Here is a 21,181-nt window from a genome sequence, read left to right as displayed (position 1 = left end):
GTGCCGGCCGCTGGGGACAGGGCACCTGCGACCATCAGTGATCCCGTTGTCTTAGCCAGTCATCGCGCAGCAGACCGTAGTGGACGTGATCCACCACCCGATCTGCCAGCCGCTCGGCCCGCCGTGTGATCCCCTCCTGCTGCATGCCTAGTCGCTCGCACACCGCCCGGCTCGGCTCGTTCTCCACCGCCGCGCTTATCTCGACCTTCTCCATCCCCATCTCTTCAAAGGCGTGATGGATCAATGCCTGACAGGCGCGGGTGATGATGCCGTTGCCCTGCCAGCGCTCCGCCAGCCAGTAGCCTATGGTGACCTTGGCCAGCGCCTGATCGATCTGGTTGTAGCCGATGACGCCAACCACTTCCCCCTGATATTCGATGGCGGTGGTCAGCCCCTCGCCCCGGGCAAATTTCTCGATGGCGTGGCGGATGAAGGTGGCGCTGTCAGCCGGCTGCTGTATGTAGGGGGGCCAGGGCAGCCACTGGGTGAGGTAGTCGCGGTTCTCCCGGCACAGGCCGAAAAGTTCGCTGGCCATGTCGGGCTGCAAAAACAGCAGTGCCAACTCGTCGTCCAGTTGCCATGAAAACATCCTTACCTCCCACCCGAAAATAGGCCTTTGCTGGCCGCCAAACAGCCAATGTAGCCAATCAACCCCTTGTTCGCCAAGGACTTTCATCCTCTCACTTGCGTCCGCTATCCCCATATGGAGGGGCCCATATGCGGGGTTGTTCGAGGCCTTGCCATTCTCCGCCCTTTTTCAGCGCGATTCACTACTTCTGGTTTTGTTTTCGCTACTGAACAGGTGTAACAGCAGATCCTGCTGCGGGTTCATGCTGCTCTGTCACATATGACAGGCAGCAATTTTGATCTCGACAACTAGTGTAGGAACGCCGGGCAACGGATCCGGCGTGTAACCTTCATCGACCTAAGGAAAGACGAGATGAACAAAGTGTATTTGGCCGTGGTATTGGCCTGCTGGGGAAGCGCAGCCTTGGCTGCAGAACAGGTAGAAGTGCATCAGGTCGCGGGTATTCAGGGGGCACCGAGCGGCGCTGCCGGTGTCAGCGCTCTGGCCGGGGATGGCGAGTTTCGTCAGGTACGGGTCGTCAAGTTACCCAATGGCCAGCAGCGGGTCCGCTATGAGCAAACCTGGCGCGGCATTCCGGTGTGGGGTCAGGTGCTGGTGGCCGAACAGTCTCTCGGTGGGCAGATAAGCCAGGTTTCCGGCCAGATGTTGCGCCAGATTGATGCCGACGTGGCCAGCCCTACCGCCGCCCTGTCGCCGGCTGACGCTGCTGGCAAGGCCCGTGCCGGGGCCAAGGGCAGCAACGAGCGGGTCAAGCTGTTCGTGATGCAGGATGAGGCAGGTCAGGCCCGTCTGGTCTATCTGGTCTCCTGGCTGGCGGCAAGTGAAGAGCCGAGCCGCCCCTTCGTGATGATCGATGCCCAGAGCGGCGCCGAGCTCAAGCGTTGGGAGGGGATCAACCACAAGGATGCCACAGGTCCGGGTGGCAACATCAAGACCGGCAAGTACTTCTATGGCGCGGACTTCGGCCCCCTGCTGGTGGATGACAACTGCCGCATGACCAGCCCGAACGTGGATACCATCAACCTCAATCACGCTACCTCGGGTGGCGCCGTGCACCAGTTCACCTGCCCGGAGAATACGGTCAAGGAGATCAATGGCGCCTATTCGCCGCTCAACGATGCCCACTACTTCGGTAACGTAGTGTTCAACATGTATCGCAACTGGTACAACACGGCGCCGCTCAACTTCAAGCTGAAGATGCGGGTGCACTACAGTCGCAACTATGAGAATGCCTTCTGGGACGGCAGCCAGATGACCTTCGGGGATGGTGCCACCACCTTCTACCCGCTGGTGAGTCTGGACGTGGCGGCCCATGAGGTGAGTCACGGTTTTACCGAGCAGAACTCCGGGCTGGTCTATTCCGGTCAGTCGGGTGGCATCAACGAGGCTTTCTCCGACATGGCGGGGGAGGCGGCCGAGAACTTCATGAAGGGCAGCAATGACTGGCTGGTAGGCGCCCAGATCTTCAAGGGCAACGGCTCCTTGCGCTACTTCGAGGATCCGACCCGGGATGGCCGCTCCATCGGTCATGCTGCCGACTACCGGGCAGGAATGGATGTTCACCACAGCTCGGGTGTCTACAACCGCGCCTTCTACCTGCTGGCCAACACCAGTGGCTGGAACACCCGCAAGGCATTCGAAGTGTTCGTGCTGGCCAACCGGCTTTACTGGGGCGCCAATACCACCTTCGATCAAGGCGCCTGTGGCGTGACCAGGGCGGCCACAGACCTGGGCTACAGCCTGACTGACGTGGCGGCAGCCTTTACTACTGTCGGGGTCAATGCCTCCTGCGGTACCACGCCGCCGAGCGGCAGCGTGCTGCAAAACGGGGTGCCTGTGACCGGGCTCTCCGCCGCCAAGGGTGGCAAGGTGAACTTCACTATCGACGTGCCGGCCGGCAAGAGCCAACTGGTGGTCGCCAGCAGTGGTGGCACCGGGGATGCGGATCTCTACGTCAAGTTTGGCTCGGCTCCGACCAGCACCAGCTATGACTGCCGTCCTTACAAGGGGGGTAATGCAGAGACCTGCACCCTGAGCTCGCCCCAGGCGGGTACCTGGCATGTACAGCTGAGTGGTTACAGCGCCTTCTCGGGAGTGACCCTCAAGGCAAGCTACTGATCCTGAGCTATGTGACCGAGTGTTTGGCGCCGGACTTGTCCGGCGCTTTTTTATGCAGATTTGCCCGACCAGCGCCGGGCAAGGGCTCTGGCTGCCTCCAGCACCCGCTCCTTGGCCGGATTGGGCCGCTTGCCGCTACGCCAGGCCATCATCACGTCCCAGTGATCCGGCGGCAGGTCCACCACATCCAGCTGGACCAGGCGGCCAAACTCCAGATCCCGGCTGATGGCGAGTGCCGGCATCAGTGTGATGAAGCCGTGCTCCAGCGCCAGTTCCCGCGCCGCGCTGGCGGGCTGAATGGCGTGCAGCGGGCTTGTTACCTGGCGCAGCAGCCGCAGTTGCAGGATCAGCTCGTCACAGCCGATGCCCCACTGCTGGGGAGCCAGCCGCTCGTTGGCGATATCCTGCAGGGTCAAACCTTGTCTTCCTGCCAGCGGATGGGTGGCGCAGGCCACCGCTATGATGGGGGAGCGGTAGAGCAGCTCGAGCTGGATACCGGCTATGGCGGGGCACTTGAGGATGAAGCCGACGTCGGTTTCCCCGGTCAGCAGTTCCTGCATTATGATGCCGGAGTGATCCGTGTTGCAGCGGATCTCGAACGCTTCGTCTACCAATGCCAGCAGCAGGGGGCCAAATACCACTGTGGTCAGGGAGGGCAGGCAGGAAAGCTTGATGCGCGGCAGGGCCGGTGCTCCCTGCATCGCCAAGCGTCCCCCTTCCAGTGCACTCAGGGCGGCTGCCGCCGCAGGCAAAAACTGCTCGCAAGCCGGAGTGGGCGTAGCTCCGCGTCTGTGGCGGCGAAACAGGGGCTGCCCCAGCGCCTGCTCCAGTACGGCGATCCGCTGGCTGACCATGGGTTGCGACCAGCCACGAATGGCTGCCGCCTTGCTGAAGCTGCCACGATTGACCACATCCAGTAGTAATTGCAAGTCATCCAGGGTCATAGCCATAACGTAATCCAATATGAAATATAGCCAGTTGTCGGCTACCACTATATCTGGCGCCCTTCCAGAATAGCAGTATCAATTGTTGCGAATTGGCATATTGCCATGTCGGGTCAGAGGGTTGCAGTTACCCTTTGCCCGATTTGACGACGGTGTCATCCGGGCGATGAGACGAGCGAGTTGGATGTCATTAGCAAAGCAGGGATCAGGCAGTCATGGTGGAGCGGGCAAGGCGGTTGGGGCGATGGTTTTTGGCGTTGGATTCCCTTTTGGTGATCCTGGGATTTTTCGTGGTGATGCCCATGATCAGTCTGCGCTTCGTGGATCAGCTGGGCTGGGCGGCCGGTGTGGTAGGTCTGGCGCTGGGGTTGCGCCAGCTGACCCAGCAGGGATTGGGGGTGCTGGGGGGATCGCTGGCAGACAAGTTCGGTGCCCGGCCACTCATAGTGGGGGGCATGCTGTTGCGGGCCGCGGGGTTTGCCAGTCTGGCCTATGCCCAGAGCGGGCTTGAACTGATCCTCTCCTGCATCATCTCGGGGCTGGGCGGTTGCCTGTTCGATCCACCCCGTGCCGCCCTGGTGATCAAGTTTACCCGCCCGCGTCAGCGGGGCCGTTACATCTCCTTGCTGATGATGCTGGAGAGCGCCGGCGCCGTGGTGGGGGCCCTGCTTGGCAGTTGGCTGCTCAACTTCGACTTCGAGTATGTCTGCCTGCTTGGGGCGGGTCTGTTTGTCTGTGCGGCCCTGTGCAACCTGCTGATCCTGCCCCCCTACAAGCTCTCGCAGCGGCCGACGCCTATCCGGGCCGGTCTGGGCCAGGTGCTGGCGGACAAAGCCTTCTGCCGGCTGGTGCTGATCCTGAGCGGCTACTACGCGCTCTGGGTGCAGGTGATGCTGATTTTCCCCATCTTGGTCAAACAGATGGCGGGTACCACCACGGCGGTGGGCTGGATGTATACCCTGGAGACCGCCATCTCGCTGACGCTGCTCTATCCGCTTGCCCGCTATGGGGAGAAGCACTTCAAGCTGGAAAATCGCCTGATGGCGGGTGTGCTGCTGATGACAACCGGGATCGGGCTGGTGGCGTTTGCTACCACGCTGCCTGCCGTCTTCGTATTGCTGGCCTGCTTCTATCTGGGGATCGTCATCGCCGAGCCGGCGCGAGAGACGCTCATGACCAGGTTGGCACAGCCAGGGGCACGTGGCAGTTACATGGGATTCAGCCGGCTGGGGCTGGCGCTCGGCGGCATGACGGGATACGTGGGGGGCGGGGCCCTGCATGACTACGCCAATGCCCAGGGGCAGCCCTGGTTACCCTGGCTGGTGTTGGGAACGGTTGGCGTGACTACCTTGTTGCTGCTGGTGAACTGCTTTCACCGTGAACCGAGTCTGGCGCGGGTCAACATCTGACAGGCAATAAAAAACCGGCCGCAGGGCGGCCGGTAAAATACAGTAGGCAATTCAGGGAAGACTTAGAAGTTGTACTGCAGGGCCACGGCGACCACGTCGTCGGTGTTCTTGCCCAGCGAGTTGGTGTGGGTACCGTTGACGTTGTCCAGCAGGTTGATCTTGTAATCAACATAGGCATTGAAGTTGTCGGTGAAGTTGTACCAGGCACCGATGGAAACATATTCGGTGGCGGTATCGTCAATGCCGCGGGCATTGTCTTTCACATCGGTACGCAGGTAGGCCAGAGACGGCTTGAACTTGCCGAAGGTGTACTGGGCCACGGCTTCGTAGCCATCCATCTTCTCGGCGTAGCCGTTGTTGACGAACAGGTGGTCTTCACCGTGGGAGTAAGTAGCGGCCAGGTAGAGATCACCGGCTTCGTACTTGGCACCCACACCGTACAGCTTGGCATCGCGGTCGCCACCGAAGGCAGCGTTGTCAGCTTGCTCGTCGGTCTTGCCAGCCTGGTTGTAGGCTGCACCCAGACTCAGACCCATGTCGAAGTCATAGTTGGCGGACAGGGCGAAACCTTCAGCAGACCCTTCTGAATTCCAGGTGCTGTTCGGGCCGGTCATCTCGGAACGGCCAGCGTTCTGCGGATCGTTGTTGCCGGTGAACTGGGCACCCAGGGTCAGACCCTGATAGGTGTAGATGTACTGAGCCAGACCGTTGGTGCGGCCGGTGCCGAATACTTCGGTGTCTTTACCCAGGCCATCACCACCCCATTCCGGCAGTACGTCCGTGTAGTTGTTCACCGCCTTGGTGAACAGGCCATCCTGACGACCATAGCTGAAGGCACCGAAACGATCGTGCTTGATACCGGCGAAGGCATAACGCAGTTCGTCGTTGTCAGAACCGGATACCGGCAGGTTGTACTCGGCAAAGCCGAAGGCGGTCAGCTCGTTGTCGATCTTGGTTTCGCCGGCAATGTGCAGACGGAAGTAGCTCTGATCACCCTCGGAATCCTTGTTGTCGGTACCGTAGTACATGCCTTGAGCACGGCCACCTATCTCGAGTTTGGTGTCGTTCTGGTCATAGACGGTCGCGGCTTGGGCGCCGCCAGCCAGCAGCACGCTGGAGATGGCCATAGTCAATGCTGTCTTCTTCATCGTTTTTTCCTCTGTGTAAACAATGTCGGACCTGTGCTCGGTCCTGCAGGATCGGTTGCTGTTCCGATGGCCCAGAGTAGATCTGTGAACCTTGATAGGAACTGAAGCGGTCGAGGATTAATTGGCGGAGAAAGGGAAAAACGAGGAATAAAAAACGGCCCAATGAGGGCCGTTTGAGTTTTTATGGCATTAAATGCTGATTAGAGCATCATACCGCCAAAGAAGAAGCCCAGTGCTACGGCGAACGCTATGGTCGCGGTGCCGGGGATGAAGAAGGGGTGGTTGAACACGGCCTTGCCGATCCGGGTCGAGCCGGTGTCGTCCATTTCGACCGCTGCCAGCAGGGTCGGGTAGGTCGGCAGCACGAACAGGGCACTCACGGCGGCGAAGGAGGCGATGGCGGTCAGCGGGCTGACACCCAGTGCCAGCGCGGCCGGCATCAGGGCCTTGGTGGTGGCGCCTTGTGAGTAGAGCAACATGGCGGCGAAGAACAGCACCACGGCCAGCAGCCAGGAGTACTGGTTCAGCAGATCACCAGCGATCAGCTGAATGGTGTCCATGTTGCCTTTCACGAAGACGTTGCCCAGCCAGGCCACACCCAGTACACAGATACAGGCGGACATACCGGACTTGAAGGTCGGCATGTTGGTGATTTGAGTGGCGTCCAGTTTGCAGACCAGGGTCATGATGGTAGCAGCAGCCAGCATGATGCCCATGATGGCACCGTCACGGGGAATTGGCGGGTTGGTGATCAGCCCCACTTTGCCTGAGATGGCGGTGGCATAGGCCATGACGGCCACGATGGCGGCGATGAAAATCCAGACAGACACCTTGGCGTAAGGCTTCAGCTCCAGCTTGGTGGTGCCGCGCAGTTTGATCAGCCCTTTGGCTTTACGCTCCAGATAGACTTCATCCTGATCCAGCGGTTTGCCCATCATGTTGGCAATGAAGGCGCCCAGGATACAGGCGATGAAGGTGGACGGAATGCAGATGGCCAGCAGGGTCAGGTAGTCGACACCGAACGGCTCCAGCATGCCGGAGAAGGCAACCACGGCCGCGGAGATCGGGGAAGCGGTGATGGCAATCTGGGAGGCGACGACCGCGATGGAGAGCGGACGGGAAGGACGAATGCCCTGCTCCTTGGCCACTTCGGCGATTACCGGCAGGGTGGAGAAGGCGGTGTGACCAGTACCAGCCAGCATTGTCATCAGATAGGTGACGATGGGGGCGGCGAAGGTGATGTACTTGGGATTCTTGCGCAGAGCCTTTTCTGCCAGCGACACCAGGTAGTCCATGCCACCGGCCAGTTGCATACAGGCAATGGCACAGATGACGGACGCGATGATCATGATCACGTCCCAGGGGATGAAGGTGACCAGCTGGTCGCTCGGAATTTGTACCCCCAGGCCCCAGGTCAGCACCAGCACACCCAGACCACCGGCAAAGCCGATACCGATACTGCCTATCCGGGCACCCAGATAGATAGCGGCGAGCACGACAAGTAACTCGATAACAATCATAGCGAACACTCCATTTTCCAGTTTTTTTAGGTTTTATTTGGCAGAAAAGCCAATTCCCGATGGGACTGGGTGAGACCGATCGGGAACTGACTTTATGGGCCGGGATAAACCCGGCCCATTTTCTCGCTTATACGGTGGCTTCGCGGGTGTAGCGCTTGGCTTTGTATTGCGGGTTCATCAGGTTCTCGATGGAGAGGATTTCGTCCAGCTGTTCGGCGGTCAGCAGGCCGCGTTCCAGCACGACCTCACGGACGTTCTTGCCTGTCTGGGCGCAGATCTTGCCGACGATATCCCCTTCGTGGTGGCCGATGAAGGGGTTCAGGTAGGTCACGATGCCGATGGAGTTCAGCACGTGGTTCATGCAGATTTCCGGGTTGGCGGTGATCCCTTCCACACACTTCTCGCGCAGGGAGATACAGGCTTTTTCCATCAGGCTCAGGGATTCGAACATGGCCTGACCAATCACAGGCTCCATGACGTTCAGCTGCAGCTGACCAGCTTCGGCGGCGAAAGTGATGGTGACATCGTTACCGAATACCTTGAAGCAGGTCTGGTTGACCACTTCCGGGATAACCGGGTTGACCTTGGCCGGCATGATGGAAGAACCCGCCTGCATTTCCGGCAGGTTGATCTCTTTGAGTGCAGTGCGCGGACCGGAGGAGAGCAGACGCAGGTCATTACAGATCTTGGACATTTTCATGGCCAGACGCTTGATGGCACCGTGCAGCATCACATAGGCGCCGCAGTCGGAGGTTGCTTCGATCAGGTCTTCTGCCGGAACATAAGCACGACCGGTGATCTCGGCCAGGCGCTTGATGGCCAGCGCCGAGTACTCGGGCGGGGTGTTCAGGCCGGTACCGATGGCGGTTGCACCCAGGTTCACTTCCAGCAGCAGCTCCTGGCAACGCTTGATGGACTTGATCTCTTCACGCAGGGTAACGGCGAAGGCGTGGAACTCCTGACCCAGTGTCATAGGTACGGCATCCTGCAGCTGGGTACGACCCATCTTCAGGATGCTTTTGAATTCCTTGGCCTTGCCATCAAAGGCGGCGATCAGTGCTTCCAGGGCATGCAGTGTGGTGTCTGTGCTGTTTACCACGGCAACGCGGAAGCCGGTAGGGTAGGCGTCGTTGGTGGATTGGCACTTGTTGACGTGGTCATTGGGGTTGATGACGTCGTAACGGCCCTTCTCCAGCCCCATGATCTCGAGGGCGATGTTGGCCAGCACTTCGTTGGTGTTCATGTTGACGGAGGTGCCTGCACCACCCTGGTAAACGTCGACCGGGAACTGGTCGAAACATTTGCCGGTGTTCAGCATCAGGTCGCAGGCTTCTACGATCTTGTCAGCAATTTCAGGACGGATGGTGCCCAGTTCGCCGTTCGCCAGGGCGGCGGCCTTCTTGGTCAGCACCATGCCGCGGACAAATTCCGGAACGTCAGAAATCTTCTGAGTGCTCAGCTTGAAGTTTTCGACTGCGCGCTGGGTATGCACGCCGTAGTAGAGTTCATTGGAAACTTCTTTGGTGCCCAGCAGGTCTTCTTCAATGCGGACGTTCTTGATGTCGCTCATTGTAATGCCTCAGAAATCAGATAAATGGAAACGATCCTCACCGAGTGGTCGCGAGTTCCTTACGCACGGCTCATCCTGAAGCACCACACATCGAGTGGGGCAGTTGGGAGCGTTTTTTGCTCCCTTAATTACTAGCGTCGATATTACCTCAATTGAGGTATCTGATATTAGACCTGGATCACTAAATTTGAGACAACCTCAAATAACTTGTGGTCATTAAACAGATATTGCAATTGAGCGATTAACTTTGACAGAACAAGGACTTCAATCACAGTCTGCCATGCCGGTTTTTCTGAATATCTGGCGCTCTGTCACCCTTCACACTTGAAAAATGGGTGTCGACCCCCACTTTAATATTCAGGAACCGGCTTTGTAGCGTGTTGGCAGCGAAATATGCGTTTGCTGCAAGAGTTCACGGGTTCATCCAAATTCACTCGCACTGAGGTTGTTATGGGCAAGTTATTTCTGTTGTTGGTCGGTCTGGTGCTGCTCGAGCTCACCGTGATGATCGAGGTGGGCTCCGTGATTGGCGCCTTGCCAACCGTAGGCTTGCTGGTGCTGACCGCCGTGCTCGGGTCATCGCTGGTTCGCAGTGAAGGCATCAAGACCCTGCTCAATGCGCAGCAAAAAATGCAGCAAGGGGAGATGCCTGGTCGTGAGGTGATGGGGGGCATGATGCTGGCGCTGGCCGGCTTGCTGCTGATCATCCCGGGCTTTGTGACCGACTTCTTCGGTATCCTGTTGCTGCAGCCATGGCTGCGCAACAAGCTGGCTGACAAACTCATTGGCAGCAATCAGTTACGGATGCAGATGGGCGGTTTTCATGCCCAGCAGCCCCCATTCGAGGCGCGTCCAGGCGAGGAACAACCGAGTCAGGTCAATCGTGGCGGGACCACCATCGAAGGCGAATTCGAGCGTAAAGAGTAAGCCTCTGTAGCGAAGCTGTGCCTGTCAGGGTTTGCCCTGATGGCACAATCGCTCGAAACGGTGGCGGGCATACCACCATGCCAGAGTGCCCGCTGCCAGATTTGCCAGCAGTATCCCCAGATAGACTCCCTGTTCCCCTCCCAGCTCCGCCCCCAGCCAGGCCCCTGGCAACAAGAAGACAAACAGCCGCAATCCGTTGAACAGAAACGAGATGCTCGATGCCCTGACGCCGTTGAGTGCCGAGGCCAGCAGCATCACCATGCCCTGAAAACCGTAACCGATCGGCACCAGATGCAGATAGAGAATAATCAGGCGAATGACCTGCGGATGATCGCTGAACAGATTGGCGATAAGCGGTGCCAGCAACCAGGTCAGCCCGTATACGCCGAGCTGGAACAGCAAAGCGAAGCGCATGCAAAATTGCAGTGCTGCCCTGGCGCGCGCCGGATTGCCAGCCCCGCAGTTTTGCGAGATGAAGGGGGCCAGCACTGAGGAGAGCGCCATCATCACTATGAGCAGCAGTGCCTCGACCCGGGAGGCGGCGCCGTAGGCGGCCACCACTTCGGTGCCCAGACCGGCGAAGATGATCATCAGCACTGCATTGGCCAGGGGGTTGAGCATGTTGGTGAAAGAGGCCGGCACGGCCACGTGGAGCAAGGCGCGCCAGTGGGCCAGCAATTGTGGGCGAGGGGACAGGCGCCATCGCAGCAAGCCTTCCCGATGGCGCAATATGTAGAGGCTGACCAGCATGGCCATCAACCAGGAGATCGACGTGGCGATGGCCGCCCCGCGGATCCCCCATTCGGGAAAGGGGCCTATGCCAAAAATGAGCAGGGGATCCAGCACGCCGTTCACCAGCCCCGCCACCGTCATCACCAGGCTGGGCGTTTTGGTATCCCCGGTGGCCCGAATGGCGGCATTGCCCACCATGGGCAGCACCAGCATGGGCACGGTCAGATACCAGATAAGCATGTAGTCATAGATGAGGCGGATCAGCTGATCGCTGGCGCCGAGCAGCCGAAACAGGGGCTGTATGGTGCATGCTCCCAGCAGCGAGAGGAGCGTAACCAGCACCACGGCCAGAAACAGGCAGTCGGTGGTGATGCGGGCGGCTTCGTCATGTTTGCCCTGACCGAGGGCATGGCCGATGACGGCGGAGAGTCCGGCCCCCAGCCCCATTGCCAGCGAGGTGACCACGAAGGTGACCGGGAAGGTGAAGCTGATGGCGGCGAGTGCCTCGGTGCCCAGCATGCCGATGAAGAAGGTATCGACCAGATTGAATGCCAGTATGGCGATGATGCCGAGGATCATGGGGCCCGTCATGCGCAGCAGCACGGACGTCATGGGGGCGGTCAGCAGGGGGTTGGGTCGGGTCACGAGCTCGTCTCTATACATCTGGCGAAGTGAGTTCTGGCTGCAGGCAGCACAAACCCGGTTTCCTGACCGGGACACGGGCGATCCATCGAAGATATTCATAGTACGTGAAAATATTTTTTTTGTATTTGCCCTTGAAGGGTTAACAAAAACGCCCCACATCAGAGGCATATCTAATTTGGCCAGGAATGGCCATTCCTCAAAGCAACACAGAGACTCATTTTGGGAGAGTTATCGATGAAAATTCGTCCACTGCACGACCGCGTCATCATCAAGCGCATCGAAGCTGAAGCCAAATCCGCTGGCGGCATTGTCTTGACTGGTACTGCGGCCCAGAAGTCCACCCGTGGTGAAGTACTTGCCGTGGGGACTGGCCGAATTCTGGATAATGGCGATGTCAAAGCCCTCGCCGTCAAGGTTGGTGACAAGGTGATCTTCAACGAAGGCTACGGTGTGAAGACCGAGAAGCTGGATGGTCAGGATGTACTGATCCTGTCTGAAACCGACATCCTGGCGATTGTCGAAGCGTAATCCACCCTTTCCCCTGCGAATTGATTGAAGGATTGAAGAAAATGGCAGCTAAAGAAGTCAAATTTGGCAACGAAGCCCGCATCAAGATGCTGGAAGGCGTAAACATCCTGGCCGATGCCGTCAAGGTTACCCTGGGTCCGAAAGGCCGCAACGTGGTACTGGACAAGTCCTTCGGTGCACCGACCATCACCAAGGATGGCGTCTCCGTGGCGCGTGAAATCGAACTGGAAGACAAGTTCCAGAACATGGGCGCCCAGATGGTCAAGGAAGTTGCTTCCAAGGCCAACGATGCTGCCGGTGACGGTACCACTACAGCAACCGTACTGGCTCAGGCCATCGTCAACGAAGGTCTGAAGGCCGTTGCTGCCGGCATGAACCCCATGGACCTGAAGCGCGGTATCGACAAGGCAGTGATCGCCGCCGTTGCCGAGCTGCAAGTGCTGTCCCAGCCGTGCGCTGACAACAACGCCATCGCTCAGGTAGGCACCATCTCCGCCAACTCCGACGAGAAAGTGGGCAGACTGATTGCTGAAGCCATGGACAAAGTCGGCCGTGATGGCGTCATCACGGTTGAAGATGGTCAGGGCCTGGACGACGAGCTGGCTGTGGTAGAAGGCATGCAGTTCGACCGTGGCTACCTCTCCCCCTACTTCGTCAACAAGCCGGAAACCGGTGCCGTTGAGCTGGATGATCCCTTCATCCTGCTGGTGGACAAGAAAGTATCCAACATCCGCGAAATGCTGCCGGTGCTGGAAGGCGTTGCCAAAGCAGGCAAGCCGCTGCTGATCGTTGCCGAAGACGTGGAAGGCGAAGCGCTGGCTACCCTGGTGGTCAACACCATGCGTGGCATTGTGAAAGTAGCTGCCGTCAAGGCGCCGGGCTTCGGTGATCGTCGCAAGGCCATGCTGCAGGATATCGCCATGCTGACCGGTGGTACCGTGATCTCCGAAGAAGTAGGCATGGAGCTGGAAAAAGCGACTCTGGAAGATCTGGGCCGTGCCAAGCGTATCGTCATCACCAAAGAGAACACCACCATCATCGATGGCGTGGGTGATGCTGCCCTGATTGAAAGTCGTGTGGCCCAGATCCGTCAGCAGATCGAAGAGACCTCTTCCGATTACGACCGTGAGAAGCTGCAAGAGCGCGTAGCCAAACTAGCCGGTGGCGTTGCCGTGATCAAGGTCGGTGCTGCGACCGAAGTCGAGATGAAAGAGAAGAAAGCCCGTGTTGACGATGCCCTGCACGCAACCCGCGCTGCCGTAGAAGAAGGCGTTGTTGCTGGTGGTGGTGTGGCGCTGGTACGCGTTGCTGCCAAACTGGCCGGCCTGCGTGGTGACAACGAAGATCAGAATGTGGGTATCAAGGTTGCCTTGCGCGCCATGGAAGCCCCGCTGCGTCAAATCGTCATCAACGCTGGTGAAGAAGCTTCCGTCATTGCCAACGCCGTGAAAAATGGTGAAGGCAACTTCGGCTATAACGCTTACACCGAACAGTACGGTGACATGCTGGCCATGGGTATCCTGGATCCGACCAAGGTCACCCGTTCTGCTCTGCAGTTCGCCTCTTCCATCGCCGGCCTGATGATCACCACAGAGTGCATGATCACCGAGCTGCCGAAGAAAGATACCCCTGCCATGCCTGACATGGGCGGCATGGGCGGCATGGGCATGATGTAATTCAGTCCTGGTTACCAAACGGCTCGCTTTTGCGGGCCGTTTTTTTTATGGCGACTAAACTGAGTCTATTGTTGGTGACTTTTTCTGAGGTGAGTATGCGTGCACTGGGTTTGATTCCATTACTGTTTTCTCTGGCGATGCCGGTCATGGCCCTTGAGGCGCCGCAGGGTCCCGTTATCTTGACTGTGACCGGCAATGTAAAGCCTGCCGAGGCAACAGAGGGGGAGGTGGCTTTCGATCTGGCCATGCTCAAGGCCTTGCCCCAGCATGAAATAGTGACGGGAAATCCCTGGGTCGACAAACCGCACAAGTATGTGGGGCCCAAGCTGGCAGATGTGCTGGCTGCCGTCGGAGCGGATGGCAAATCCATTACCCTGACAGCCCTGAACAGTTTTCAGATACGGATCAACTGGGACAAGGTCAGCAAATACGATCCCATTCTGGCTTGGCAAGATGACGGTGTGACCATGCGGGTACGGAATAAGGGACCGCTTTGGTTTATCCTACCGCTTGATCAGCATCCGGAGCTGAAACGATCAGAGTTCACTGACATGATGATCTGGCAGTTGAATGCGGTTGACGTTCAACATTGATATAACGGCGTGCGGGAGTGCGAGTGAAAGCAAAGACCAAGGCGTGGCCTTTACTTGTCGTTCTTTACCTATCCATCCTGTTGTTTACGGGAAGTACCCTGTATTGCCTCGCGCAGATACAGAATGCGACCCGGGTGATGGAAAAGTACACCTATGACGTCTCCTGGGCGCTGATGCAGTTGCAGCTGGAGTTGGGGCGCTTCCTCAACTCCGTCGAGATCTACCATTATGGTGGCATCGATCACGACACTCTGATGCTGCGTTACGACATCCTCTGGAGCCGCACGCCAATCCTGCTCAGCGGGCAGTTGCGCCAGAGCATGAAAGACAAGCAAAAGACCCTGCGTCTGGTGCAGCTGATTGAAAGCAACATCCGCGAGATGGAGTCCAACATCACCAATCTGAAGTCGGGCACGCCAGAGTATCAGCAAATCATGATGCGATTGGCCCCTCTGCAAGAACCTCTCTCCTACTCCCTCGCCTCTGTGATGCAAAAGAACATCAATGTCTATTCCGGTAATGACAAGCGCTTTGGCCAGCTGCGCAACGCCTTGCTGTTTATGGTTTCCGGTCTGGTGTTGTCCGTGATGTTGCTCAGTGGCCTGCTGATCCGCGAGGCGCGCCGCCATTTCCGGGCTGCAAGAGTCGACCCCCTGACCGGACTGGTCAATCGGCTGGCGTTGCTGGAGAAGATGGAATCGTACGCAACCAAGGAGATACCATTTGGTTTGGTACTGGTTGATATCAACGATTTTCGGGATATCAACAGCAAGTTTGGTTACAACACCGGCGACTTTTTGCTGCAGGAGATGGCAAAGCGGGTTCGCAGCCTGTGTGAAAACGGTGAGTGGGTGGCGCGTCTGGGTGGAGATCAGTTTGCCATTATTCAGCGCGAGAGCAGTGACCTGCGGCAGGTGAGAGAGCTTGTTGTACGCCTGCTTCATGCGCTCAAGCAGGACATCATTATCGACAACTACCCCTTCCGGTTGGAGGTGGGGATAGGTATCGCCTTCTTCCCGATGGACAGCAAACTGACCCAGGAGCTGCTCAGTCGGGCCGAGCAGGCGCTGTTCCACAGTCGCAAGACCCATGTCCCTTATGTCATCTATGACAACTCGCTGCTCAATGAAACGGCGCGGCGCAAGCATCTGGCAAGCGACATGATCATGGCGCTGGAGCACAACGCACTCGAACTGTATTACCAGCCCATAGTCAATCTTGAAAGCGGTCGCTGTGAGGCAGTCGAAGCGCTGCTGCGCTGGCGGCATCCTGAGTTGGGGTTCATTCCACCCAACGAGGTGATCCAGGTGGCGGAAGAGTTCCAGCTGGCCGAGAAACTGGGCAGCTGGGTGCTGAACACCGCCTGTGAGCAACTCTATCAGTGGCAGCAGCTCGGGCTGGTCGACTTGCAAATGTGCGTGAATATCTCGCCTGGCATGTACCAGCGCAATTTGTTGAAACTGGTCGCCAAGGCGTTGATGGATCACCATATCCCGGCCGCCAGCCTGGTGTTGGAGGTGACGGAAGACACCACAATGCGCGAGGTGAAGAATTCCCTGCAGCTGATGCAGGATCTGAATCAACAAGGGGTGCAGTTGGCGCTGGATGATTTCGGTACCGGCTACTCATCTCTCAGCTATCTGCAGAAACTGCCGGTCAGCAAGGTAAAGATCGATCGCTCCTTTATCCAGGGGATCGATACCTCGATAGAAGCATCTGAATTGGTCGCCAACATTTGCCGTATGGGTTCCATGCTGGGCAAGAGTCTGGTGTGCGAAGGGATTGAAACCCAGGCGCAGCTCGATGTTTTGCGTACACTCACGGATATGCATCTGTATGGACAAGGTTATCTGTTCAGTCGCCCCGAGCAGGCCGAGAAGATATATCAGACTCTTCTGGAGATGGAGGAGGCGTGGTTAAAGCGGAGCCAGCCGGGTAAGGCGTATTTAATTTAGCCAAAACAGTTCATGTTTGGCGCAAGATGGCCGATAGTCTTAGGGCAGGAGGTACACCATGGATATATCTAGTTCTGCTAATGCGTCGTTTGGTTCTGCGTTGATGACGGCCAGTCTGGCCAAAAAACAGCAGACTCAAGAGGGCGAAGCTGCGCTGAAGCTGTTGCAAAATGCAGCCCAATCCGCGCCGGTTGCACCGACATCGGCCAGCGGCTCGCTGGGAAGCAAGATCGATATTCGCGTCTGACCCTAATGAAAAAGCCCCCATCTCGCGATGGGGGCTTTTTTATATCTGCGATTTGCTTCGCATCCCTTCGGATCAGAGCGGGAAGGGAGCTGGCGCCTCGAAGGTCATCCGCTCGCCACTGCGGGGGTGGCTGATGGTCAGCATGGCCGCATGGAGGTAGAGATGGGGGGCGGCCGCCAGTGCATCCGGATGGGCATAGAGGTTGTCACCCAGAATGGGGTGCCCCAGCTCCAGCATATGGACGCGCAGCTGGTGGGAGCGACCCGTGATGGGGGTCAGCTTGATCAGGCTGTTGCCGTTCTCCACCTTCAGTTTTTCCCACAGGGTCAGGGCGTGGCGTCCCTCCTCAAAATCCACCTTCTGTTTCGGGCGGTTGGGCCAGTCGACGCAGAGCGGCAGGTCGACCTGACCCGAGTCTGCTTCTGGCTCGCCCCACACCCAGGCGAGGTAGTGCTTCTCGGTCTCCCGCTCGCGAAATTGCCGACTCAGCTCCCGATGAGAATTGGGGGTGAGGGGTATGACAATGACGCCAGTGGTGGACATGTCGAGGCGATGGGCTGCCGCCGCCTTGGGGTGTTGCTGCTTCACCCGATGCAGGACGCTGTCTTCATTCTCGGGGCCGCGCCCGGGGACGCTCAGCAGGCCGGTGGGCTTGTTGACCACCATGATGTCCTTGTCCTTAAACAGGATATCGAGCCAGGGTTCCAGAGGCGGTGAGTATTCAAACATAAATGTCTCGCATCAAAAGGTGGGGGCAAGCCCCCATCAGTTATGGGTAACCACAATCATAAAGGGCATGGGATCCCGCGTGAGCCGGAGCCGGTCATGCCTCTTCACTGCCTTGTCAGTTATGGATGACCACGACAATAAAGTGCATGGCATCCAGCCTGAGCCGGATCAGGTCATGTCTCTTCATTGCCGCGCCAGTTATGGATGACCACGATAATAAAGTGCATGGCATCCAGCCTGAGCCGGATCAGGTCATGTCTCTTCATTGCCGCGTCAGTTATGGGTGACCACGATAAAGCGGATTGCATCCAGCTTGAGTTGGGTCTGATCGATCAGGTGGTGCAATTCTGCCTGCAGATTGCGCAGATAATCCAGTTCGCTGTCACGCACGTTCGGATTGACTGCCTTGAGCGCTTCCAGACGATCGAGATCCTGCTGCAGGGTCTGTGCCATCCGGGCACGGGCCTTGTCGACAATCCCGGCTTTCAGCTCTTCGGCAATGACCTGGCCCTTGCCAATCAGACCGTGGATCACCGGCTGGGAGGCGGTGACCAGCTTGCTGCCAAGGTGACGGTTGACCGGGGTCAGCTGGCGGTTGAAGGCATCGAATGCCACCTTCTCGCCCAGATTCTGACCGTTCTTGTCCATCAGCAGGCGGATCGGTGTCGGCGGCATAAAGCGGTAGAGCTGGGGATGGGCCGCAGACTCGGCGACGAAGATCAGCTCAAGCAGGATGGAGCCGATGGGCAGCGCCTTGTTCTTGAGCAGGGCCACAGACGTTGCGCCGATCTCGGAGCCCAGAATGAGGTCTATACCGCCGCGCATCATGGGGTGATCCCAGGAGAGCAGCGCCATGTCATCCCGTGACAGGGCGGTCGGGCGATCGAAAGTGATGGTCATGCCATCCTGCGGCAGGCCCGGGAAGCTGGATACCAGCATGTGATCCCCCGGGGTCAGCACCAGCGCGTTCTCGCCTCTGTCATCCTGATTGACGCCGATCTCGTCGAACATCTTGAGGGCGAAGGAGACCATGCCTGTGTCATCATCTTCGGCGGCCAGCTTGTCAACCAGTTGCTGGGCTGCAGCGCCACCGCTGGAGTGGATCTCCAGCAGGCGATCGCGACCCTGCTCCAGTCTGGCTTTGAGCGGCTCGTGCAGCTCGCGGGTCTTGATCAGCAGGGCGTCGAGGGTCGCCTGCTCGCCGGTGTTGGCGGCCAGCAGCTCGAACAGCTCGTCACGCACAGCTTCGAATACCGGGCGGGCAGTCGGGCAGGTCTGCTCGAACGCATCCAGACCATCGTGATACCAGAGCTGCAGGGCGCGCTGGGCAGTCCCTTCCAGATAAGGAACGTGGATCTCGACGGTATTCTGCTGACCGATACGGTCCAGACGACCGATGCGCTGTTCCAGCAGATCCGGATTGAGGGGCAGATCGAACAGCACCAGATGACTGGCAAACTGGAAGTTGCGACCTTCTGAACCAATCTCGGAGCAGAGCAGCACCTGGGCGCCACCATCCTCTTGCGCAAAATAGGCAGAGGCCTTATCCCGCTCGAGGATGGACATCCCTTCATGGAATACAGTGCCGCGGATCCCTTCACGGGTGCGCAGCGCCTCTTCCAGTGCTATGGCGGTGGCCGCTTCGGAGCAGATCACCAGCACCTTTTGCTGGCGAGCAGAGAGCAGCAGCTCCAGCAACCAGTCGACGCGGGGATCGAACTGGGTCCAGGTAGCGTTTTCCCCTTCGAACTGCTGGAAGATCTTCTCTGGATAGAGATAGCGCAGGGCGCGGGTCTGCAGATCGCCGCCATTGCCACCCATCATGCCCATCACCTTGATAGCAGTCTTGTACTGCTCCGGCAGTGGCATGGGGTAGACATTGAGGTGGCGTTCGGGGAAACCCTGAATATTGGCGCGGCTGTTGCGGAACAGCACCCGGCCGGTGCCGTGCTGATCCAGCAGCTTGGCGACCGCTTGTTGGCGGGCAGCAGCATCGCTCATATCCAGCCCTTCCAGCTGGCTGGCAAGGATCTGCCTGGCTTCATCGCTCAGGGTCTCGCCATCCAGCAGTTCTTGCGCCGCGCTGGCGACCTTGCCGTAAGCTTGCTCCTCGGCGAGGAAGGCCTCGTAATCGTAGAAGCGCTCCGGGTCGAGCAGGCGCAGACGGGCAAAGTGGCTCTGGTGGCCCAACTGATCCGGGGTGGCGGTCAGCAGCAGCACACCCGGCACTTGTTCGGCCAGCGCTTCCACCATTTCGTAGGCGCGGCTTGGGGCATCGATGCTCCACTCAAGATGATGCGCCTCGTCGACAACCAGCAGATCCCACTCGGCTTCCAGCACCTGCTCGAAACGACGACGCTTCTTGCGCAGGAAGTCGAGACTGCAGATCACCAGCTGCTCGGTCTCGAAGGGGTTCTCCGCGTCGGCGAAGGCCTCGATGCATCGCTCCTCGTCAAACAGGGAGAAGTGCAGGTTGAAGCGGCGCAGCATCTCGACCAGCCACTGGTGCTGGAGAGTCTCGGGCAGCAGTATGAGCACGCGATGGGCGCGACCGGAGAGCAGTTGCTGATGGATGATCATGCCCGCTTCGATGGTCTTGCCCAGGCCCACTTCATCGGCCAGCAGTACGCGCGGAGCATAGCGGTGTCCCACTTCATGGGCGATATAAAGCTGGTGCGGGATCAGGCTGACCCGGCCACCGGCCAGACCGCGAGTCGGGTTAAGGCGACGTTTATGCTGGTTGATCAGCGCTTCGTAACGCAGAGTAAAGCGGGACATACGGTCAATCTGACCGGCGAACAGGCGATCCTGCGGCTTGTTGAATTTGATAAAGTTGCTGAGAAACACTTCCTTGAGGGCAACGGGCTCATCATTGTCGGTGCGTACACCTACATATATAAGCAGACCGTCTTTTTCCTGCACTTCTTCGACCGTCATGGTCCAGTCTTCGTGAGTGGCGATCTGATCGCCCACATTGAAGCTGACCCGGGTTACCGGCGCCTCTTCTTTGGCATACATGCGGTTTTCACCGGTAGCCGGAAACAACAGGGTAACCATGCGTCCTTCAACAGCAACGACAGTCCCCAACCCCAGATCCGTCTCTGTATCACTAATCCAACGCTGGCCAAGTGCAAAAGGCATTAAACTCTCCAAAGCCCAAGAGTGTGTGAATCGCAAAGGGGCGCTATGTTACCCGAAGGCGTGACCTCGATCACCATGCATATAGAAGTGGGCGGTGCCAATTCGCTACAAGTTTGATCTATCGCTGCCAAGACATCATTGAAGATAGGCATATGTCGTCATATGAGTGTGTTGTTGCGGGATAAACAGTCTTTTTGGTGAATTGATGAGCTGTTGAGATAATAATTCGAATTTAATTCGAAACGCCCCTTGCAAGCGTGATCCAGATCCCTATAATGCGCCACATCGACAGGGCAAGCGGCAACGCAGAAAGCCAAGTCGATAACCTCGAAAAGCCTTTGAAAATAAGGCTTGACTCGAGAAGGCGGTTGAGTAGAATTCCACTCCCGCAGCAACACACTGTTGCGTCGCTCTTTAACAATTTGAATCAAGCAATCTGTGTGGGCACTCACAGCATCGAACATCAAACAATTTTGTTGATTTTCAATGTCTGGTGAAGTGACCAAAACGACTTGTTAGCAATAACAAGCCGAACAGTTTATTTCAGCAATTCATTGAGCCGCTGAAGTTCATTGCCTCGGTAATGAATGAACGCAAACCAAACTTAAATTGAAGAGTTTGATCATGGCTCAGATTGAACGCTGGCGGCAGGCCTAACACATGCAAGTCGAGCGGCAGCGGGAAAGTAGCTTGCTACTTTTGCCGGCGAG

16 protein-coding genes and 1 rRNA gene are annotated in these 21,181 nt (G+C 57.9%); 9 read left to right on the top strand and 8 right to left on the bottom strand.

Features of this window, described 5'->3' with window-relative positions:
• Positions 1 to 34 precede the first annotated feature (34 nt).
• Positions 35 to 589 carry a GNAT family protein gene (locus tag GWQ27_RS08995; RefSeq protein ID WP_005318955.1) on the bottom strand — a complete coding sequence of 185 codons (555 nt, stop codon included), beginning with the start codon at positions 587 to 589 and terminating at the stop codon, positions 35 to 37.
• Between the two features lie 351 nt (positions 590 to 940).
• Here GWQ27_RS08995 and GWQ27_RS08990 point away from each other — a divergent pair, with 351 nt between their 5' ends.
• Positions 941 to 2,707 carry a M4 family metallopeptidase gene (locus GWQ27_RS08990; protein ID WP_275907171.1) on the top strand — a complete coding sequence of 589 codons (1,767 nt, stop codon included), beginning with the start codon at positions 941 to 943 and terminating at the stop codon, positions 2,705 to 2,707.
• A 50-nt stretch (positions 2,708 to 2,757) separates the two neighbouring features.
• Here GWQ27_RS08990 and GWQ27_RS08985 read toward each other — a convergent pair whose 3' ends face one another.
• Positions 2,758 to 3,657, bottom strand: a complete 900-nt coding sequence (locus tag GWQ27_RS08985) for a LysR family transcriptional regulator (RefSeq protein ID WP_021140090.1) — start codon at positions 3,655 to 3,657, stop codon at positions 2,758 to 2,760.
• A gap of 209 nt (positions 3,658 to 3,866) precedes the next feature.
• Here GWQ27_RS08985 and mdtH point away from each other — a divergent pair, with 209 nt between their 5' ends.
• Positions 3,867 to 5,060, top strand: a complete 1,194-nt coding sequence (mdtH, locus tag GWQ27_RS08980; RefSeq protein ID WP_059113493.1) for a multidrug efflux MFS transporter MdtH — start codon at positions 3,867 to 3,869, stop codon at positions 5,058 to 5,060.
• Between the two features lie 62 nt (positions 5,061 to 5,122).
• On the opposite strand, the gene GWQ27_RS08975 is transcribed toward mdtH, so the two are convergent.
• The 3 genes from GWQ27_RS08975 to aspA form a co-directional block, all read right to left on the bottom strand.
• Entirely contained in the window at positions 5,123 to 6,208 is a 1,086-nt protein-coding gene (locus GWQ27_RS08975; RefSeq protein WP_058395192.1) for a porin, read from the bottom strand.
• Positions 6,209 to 6,408: 200 nt separating this feature from the next.
• Positions 6,409 to 7,728: an anaerobic C4-dicarboxylate transporter gene (locus GWQ27_RS08970; protein WP_021140093.1), complete on the bottom strand. Its 1,320-nt coding sequence runs from the start codon at positions 7,726 to 7,728 to the stop codon at positions 6,409 to 6,411.
• 127 nt (positions 7,729 to 7,855) lie between these two features.
• Entirely contained in the window at positions 7,856 to 9,298 is a 1,443-nt protein-coding gene (aspA, locus tag GWQ27_RS08965; RefSeq protein WP_021140094.1) for an aspartate ammonia-lyase, read from the bottom strand.
• Positions 9,299 to 9,748: 450 nt separating this feature from the next.
• Here aspA and GWQ27_RS08960 point away from each other — a divergent pair, with 450 nt between their 5' ends.
• On the top strand, positions 9,749 to 10,225 hold the full coding sequence (locus tag GWQ27_RS08960) for an FxsA family protein (protein WP_219592963.1): 477 nt from the start codon (positions 9,749 to 9,751) through the stop codon (positions 10,223 to 10,225).
• 24 nt (positions 10,226 to 10,249) lie between these two features.
• Here the strand turns inward: GWQ27_RS08960 and GWQ27_RS08955 are convergent, their stop codons facing one another.
• Positions 10,250 to 11,620 (bottom strand): MATE family efflux transporter, encoded by a 1,371-nt coding sequence (locus tag GWQ27_RS08955; protein WP_219592962.1) that lies wholly within the window; start codon positions 11,618 to 11,620, stop codon positions 10,250 to 10,252.
• 216 nt (positions 11,621 to 11,836) lie between these two features.
• On the opposite strand from GWQ27_RS08955, the gene GWQ27_RS08950 reads away from it, so the two are divergent.
• The 5 genes from GWQ27_RS08950 to GWQ27_RS08930 all read left to right on the top strand — a co-directional run bounded on the left by GWQ27_RS08950 (position 11,837) and on the right by GWQ27_RS08930 (position 16,601).
• Complete coding sequence (locus tag GWQ27_RS08950) at positions 11,837 to 12,130, top strand: co-chaperone GroES (protein ID WP_005318973.1); 294 nt, start codon at positions 11,837 to 11,839, stop codon at positions 12,128 to 12,130.
• 41 nt (positions 12,131 to 12,171) lie between these two features.
• Positions 12,172 to 13,806, top strand: coding sequence for a chaperonin GroEL (gene groL, locus GWQ27_RS08945; RefSeq protein WP_005318975.1), 1,635 nt, complete (start codon positions 12,172 to 12,174; stop codon positions 13,804 to 13,806).
• A 95-nt stretch (positions 13,807 to 13,901) separates the two neighbouring features.
• Positions 13,902 to 14,399 carry a hypothetical protein gene (locus GWQ27_RS08940; protein ID WP_005318977.1) on the top strand — a complete coding sequence of 166 codons (498 nt, stop codon included), beginning with the start codon at positions 13,902 to 13,904 and terminating at the stop codon, positions 14,397 to 14,399.
• Positions 14,400 to 14,422: 23 nt separating this feature from the next.
• The gene (locus GWQ27_RS08935) at positions 14,423 to 16,354 is read left to right on the top strand and encodes a GGDEF domain-containing phosphodiesterase (protein WP_275907170.1); all 1,932 of its coding nucleotides are present in this window, start codon (positions 14,423 to 14,425) and stop codon (positions 16,352 to 16,354) included.
• Positions 16,355 to 16,412: 58 nt separating this feature from the next.
• Positions 16,413 to 16,601 (top strand): hypothetical protein, encoded by a 189-nt coding sequence (locus GWQ27_RS08930; RefSeq protein ID WP_021140099.1) that lies wholly within the window; start codon positions 16,413 to 16,415, stop codon positions 16,599 to 16,601.
• 72 nt (positions 16,602 to 16,673) lie between these two features.
• Here GWQ27_RS08930 and rluA read toward each other — a convergent pair whose 3' ends face one another.
• Positions 16,674 to 17,330, bottom strand: coding sequence for a bifunctional tRNA pseudouridine(32) synthase/23S rRNA pseudouridine(746) synthase RluA (gene rluA / locus GWQ27_RS08925; RefSeq protein WP_159165457.1), 657 nt, complete (start codon positions 17,328 to 17,330; stop codon positions 16,674 to 16,676).
• A 273-nt stretch (positions 17,331 to 17,603) separates the two neighbouring features.
• Positions 17,604 to 20,471 carry an RNA polymerase-associated protein RapA gene (gene rapA, locus GWQ27_RS08920; protein WP_256687436.1) on the bottom strand — a complete coding sequence of 956 codons (2,868 nt, stop codon included), beginning with the start codon at positions 20,469 to 20,471 and terminating at the stop codon, positions 17,604 to 17,606.
• Between the two features lie 606 nt (positions 20,472 to 21,077).
• Here rapA and GWQ27_RS08915 point away from each other — a divergent pair.
• Positions 21,078 to 21,181 (top strand): 16S ribosomal RNA (locus GWQ27_RS08915); the annotation flags it as partial.

It is taken from the genome of Aeromonas sp. 5HA1, from assembly GCF_029237245.1.
GTDB lineage: Bacteria > Pseudomonadota > Gammaproteobacteria > Enterobacterales > Aeromonadaceae > Aeromonas > Aeromonas salmonicida.
The sequence above is the reverse complement of the archived record's forward strand: the minus strand, read 5'-3'. Positions and strand labels throughout refer to the sequence as shown.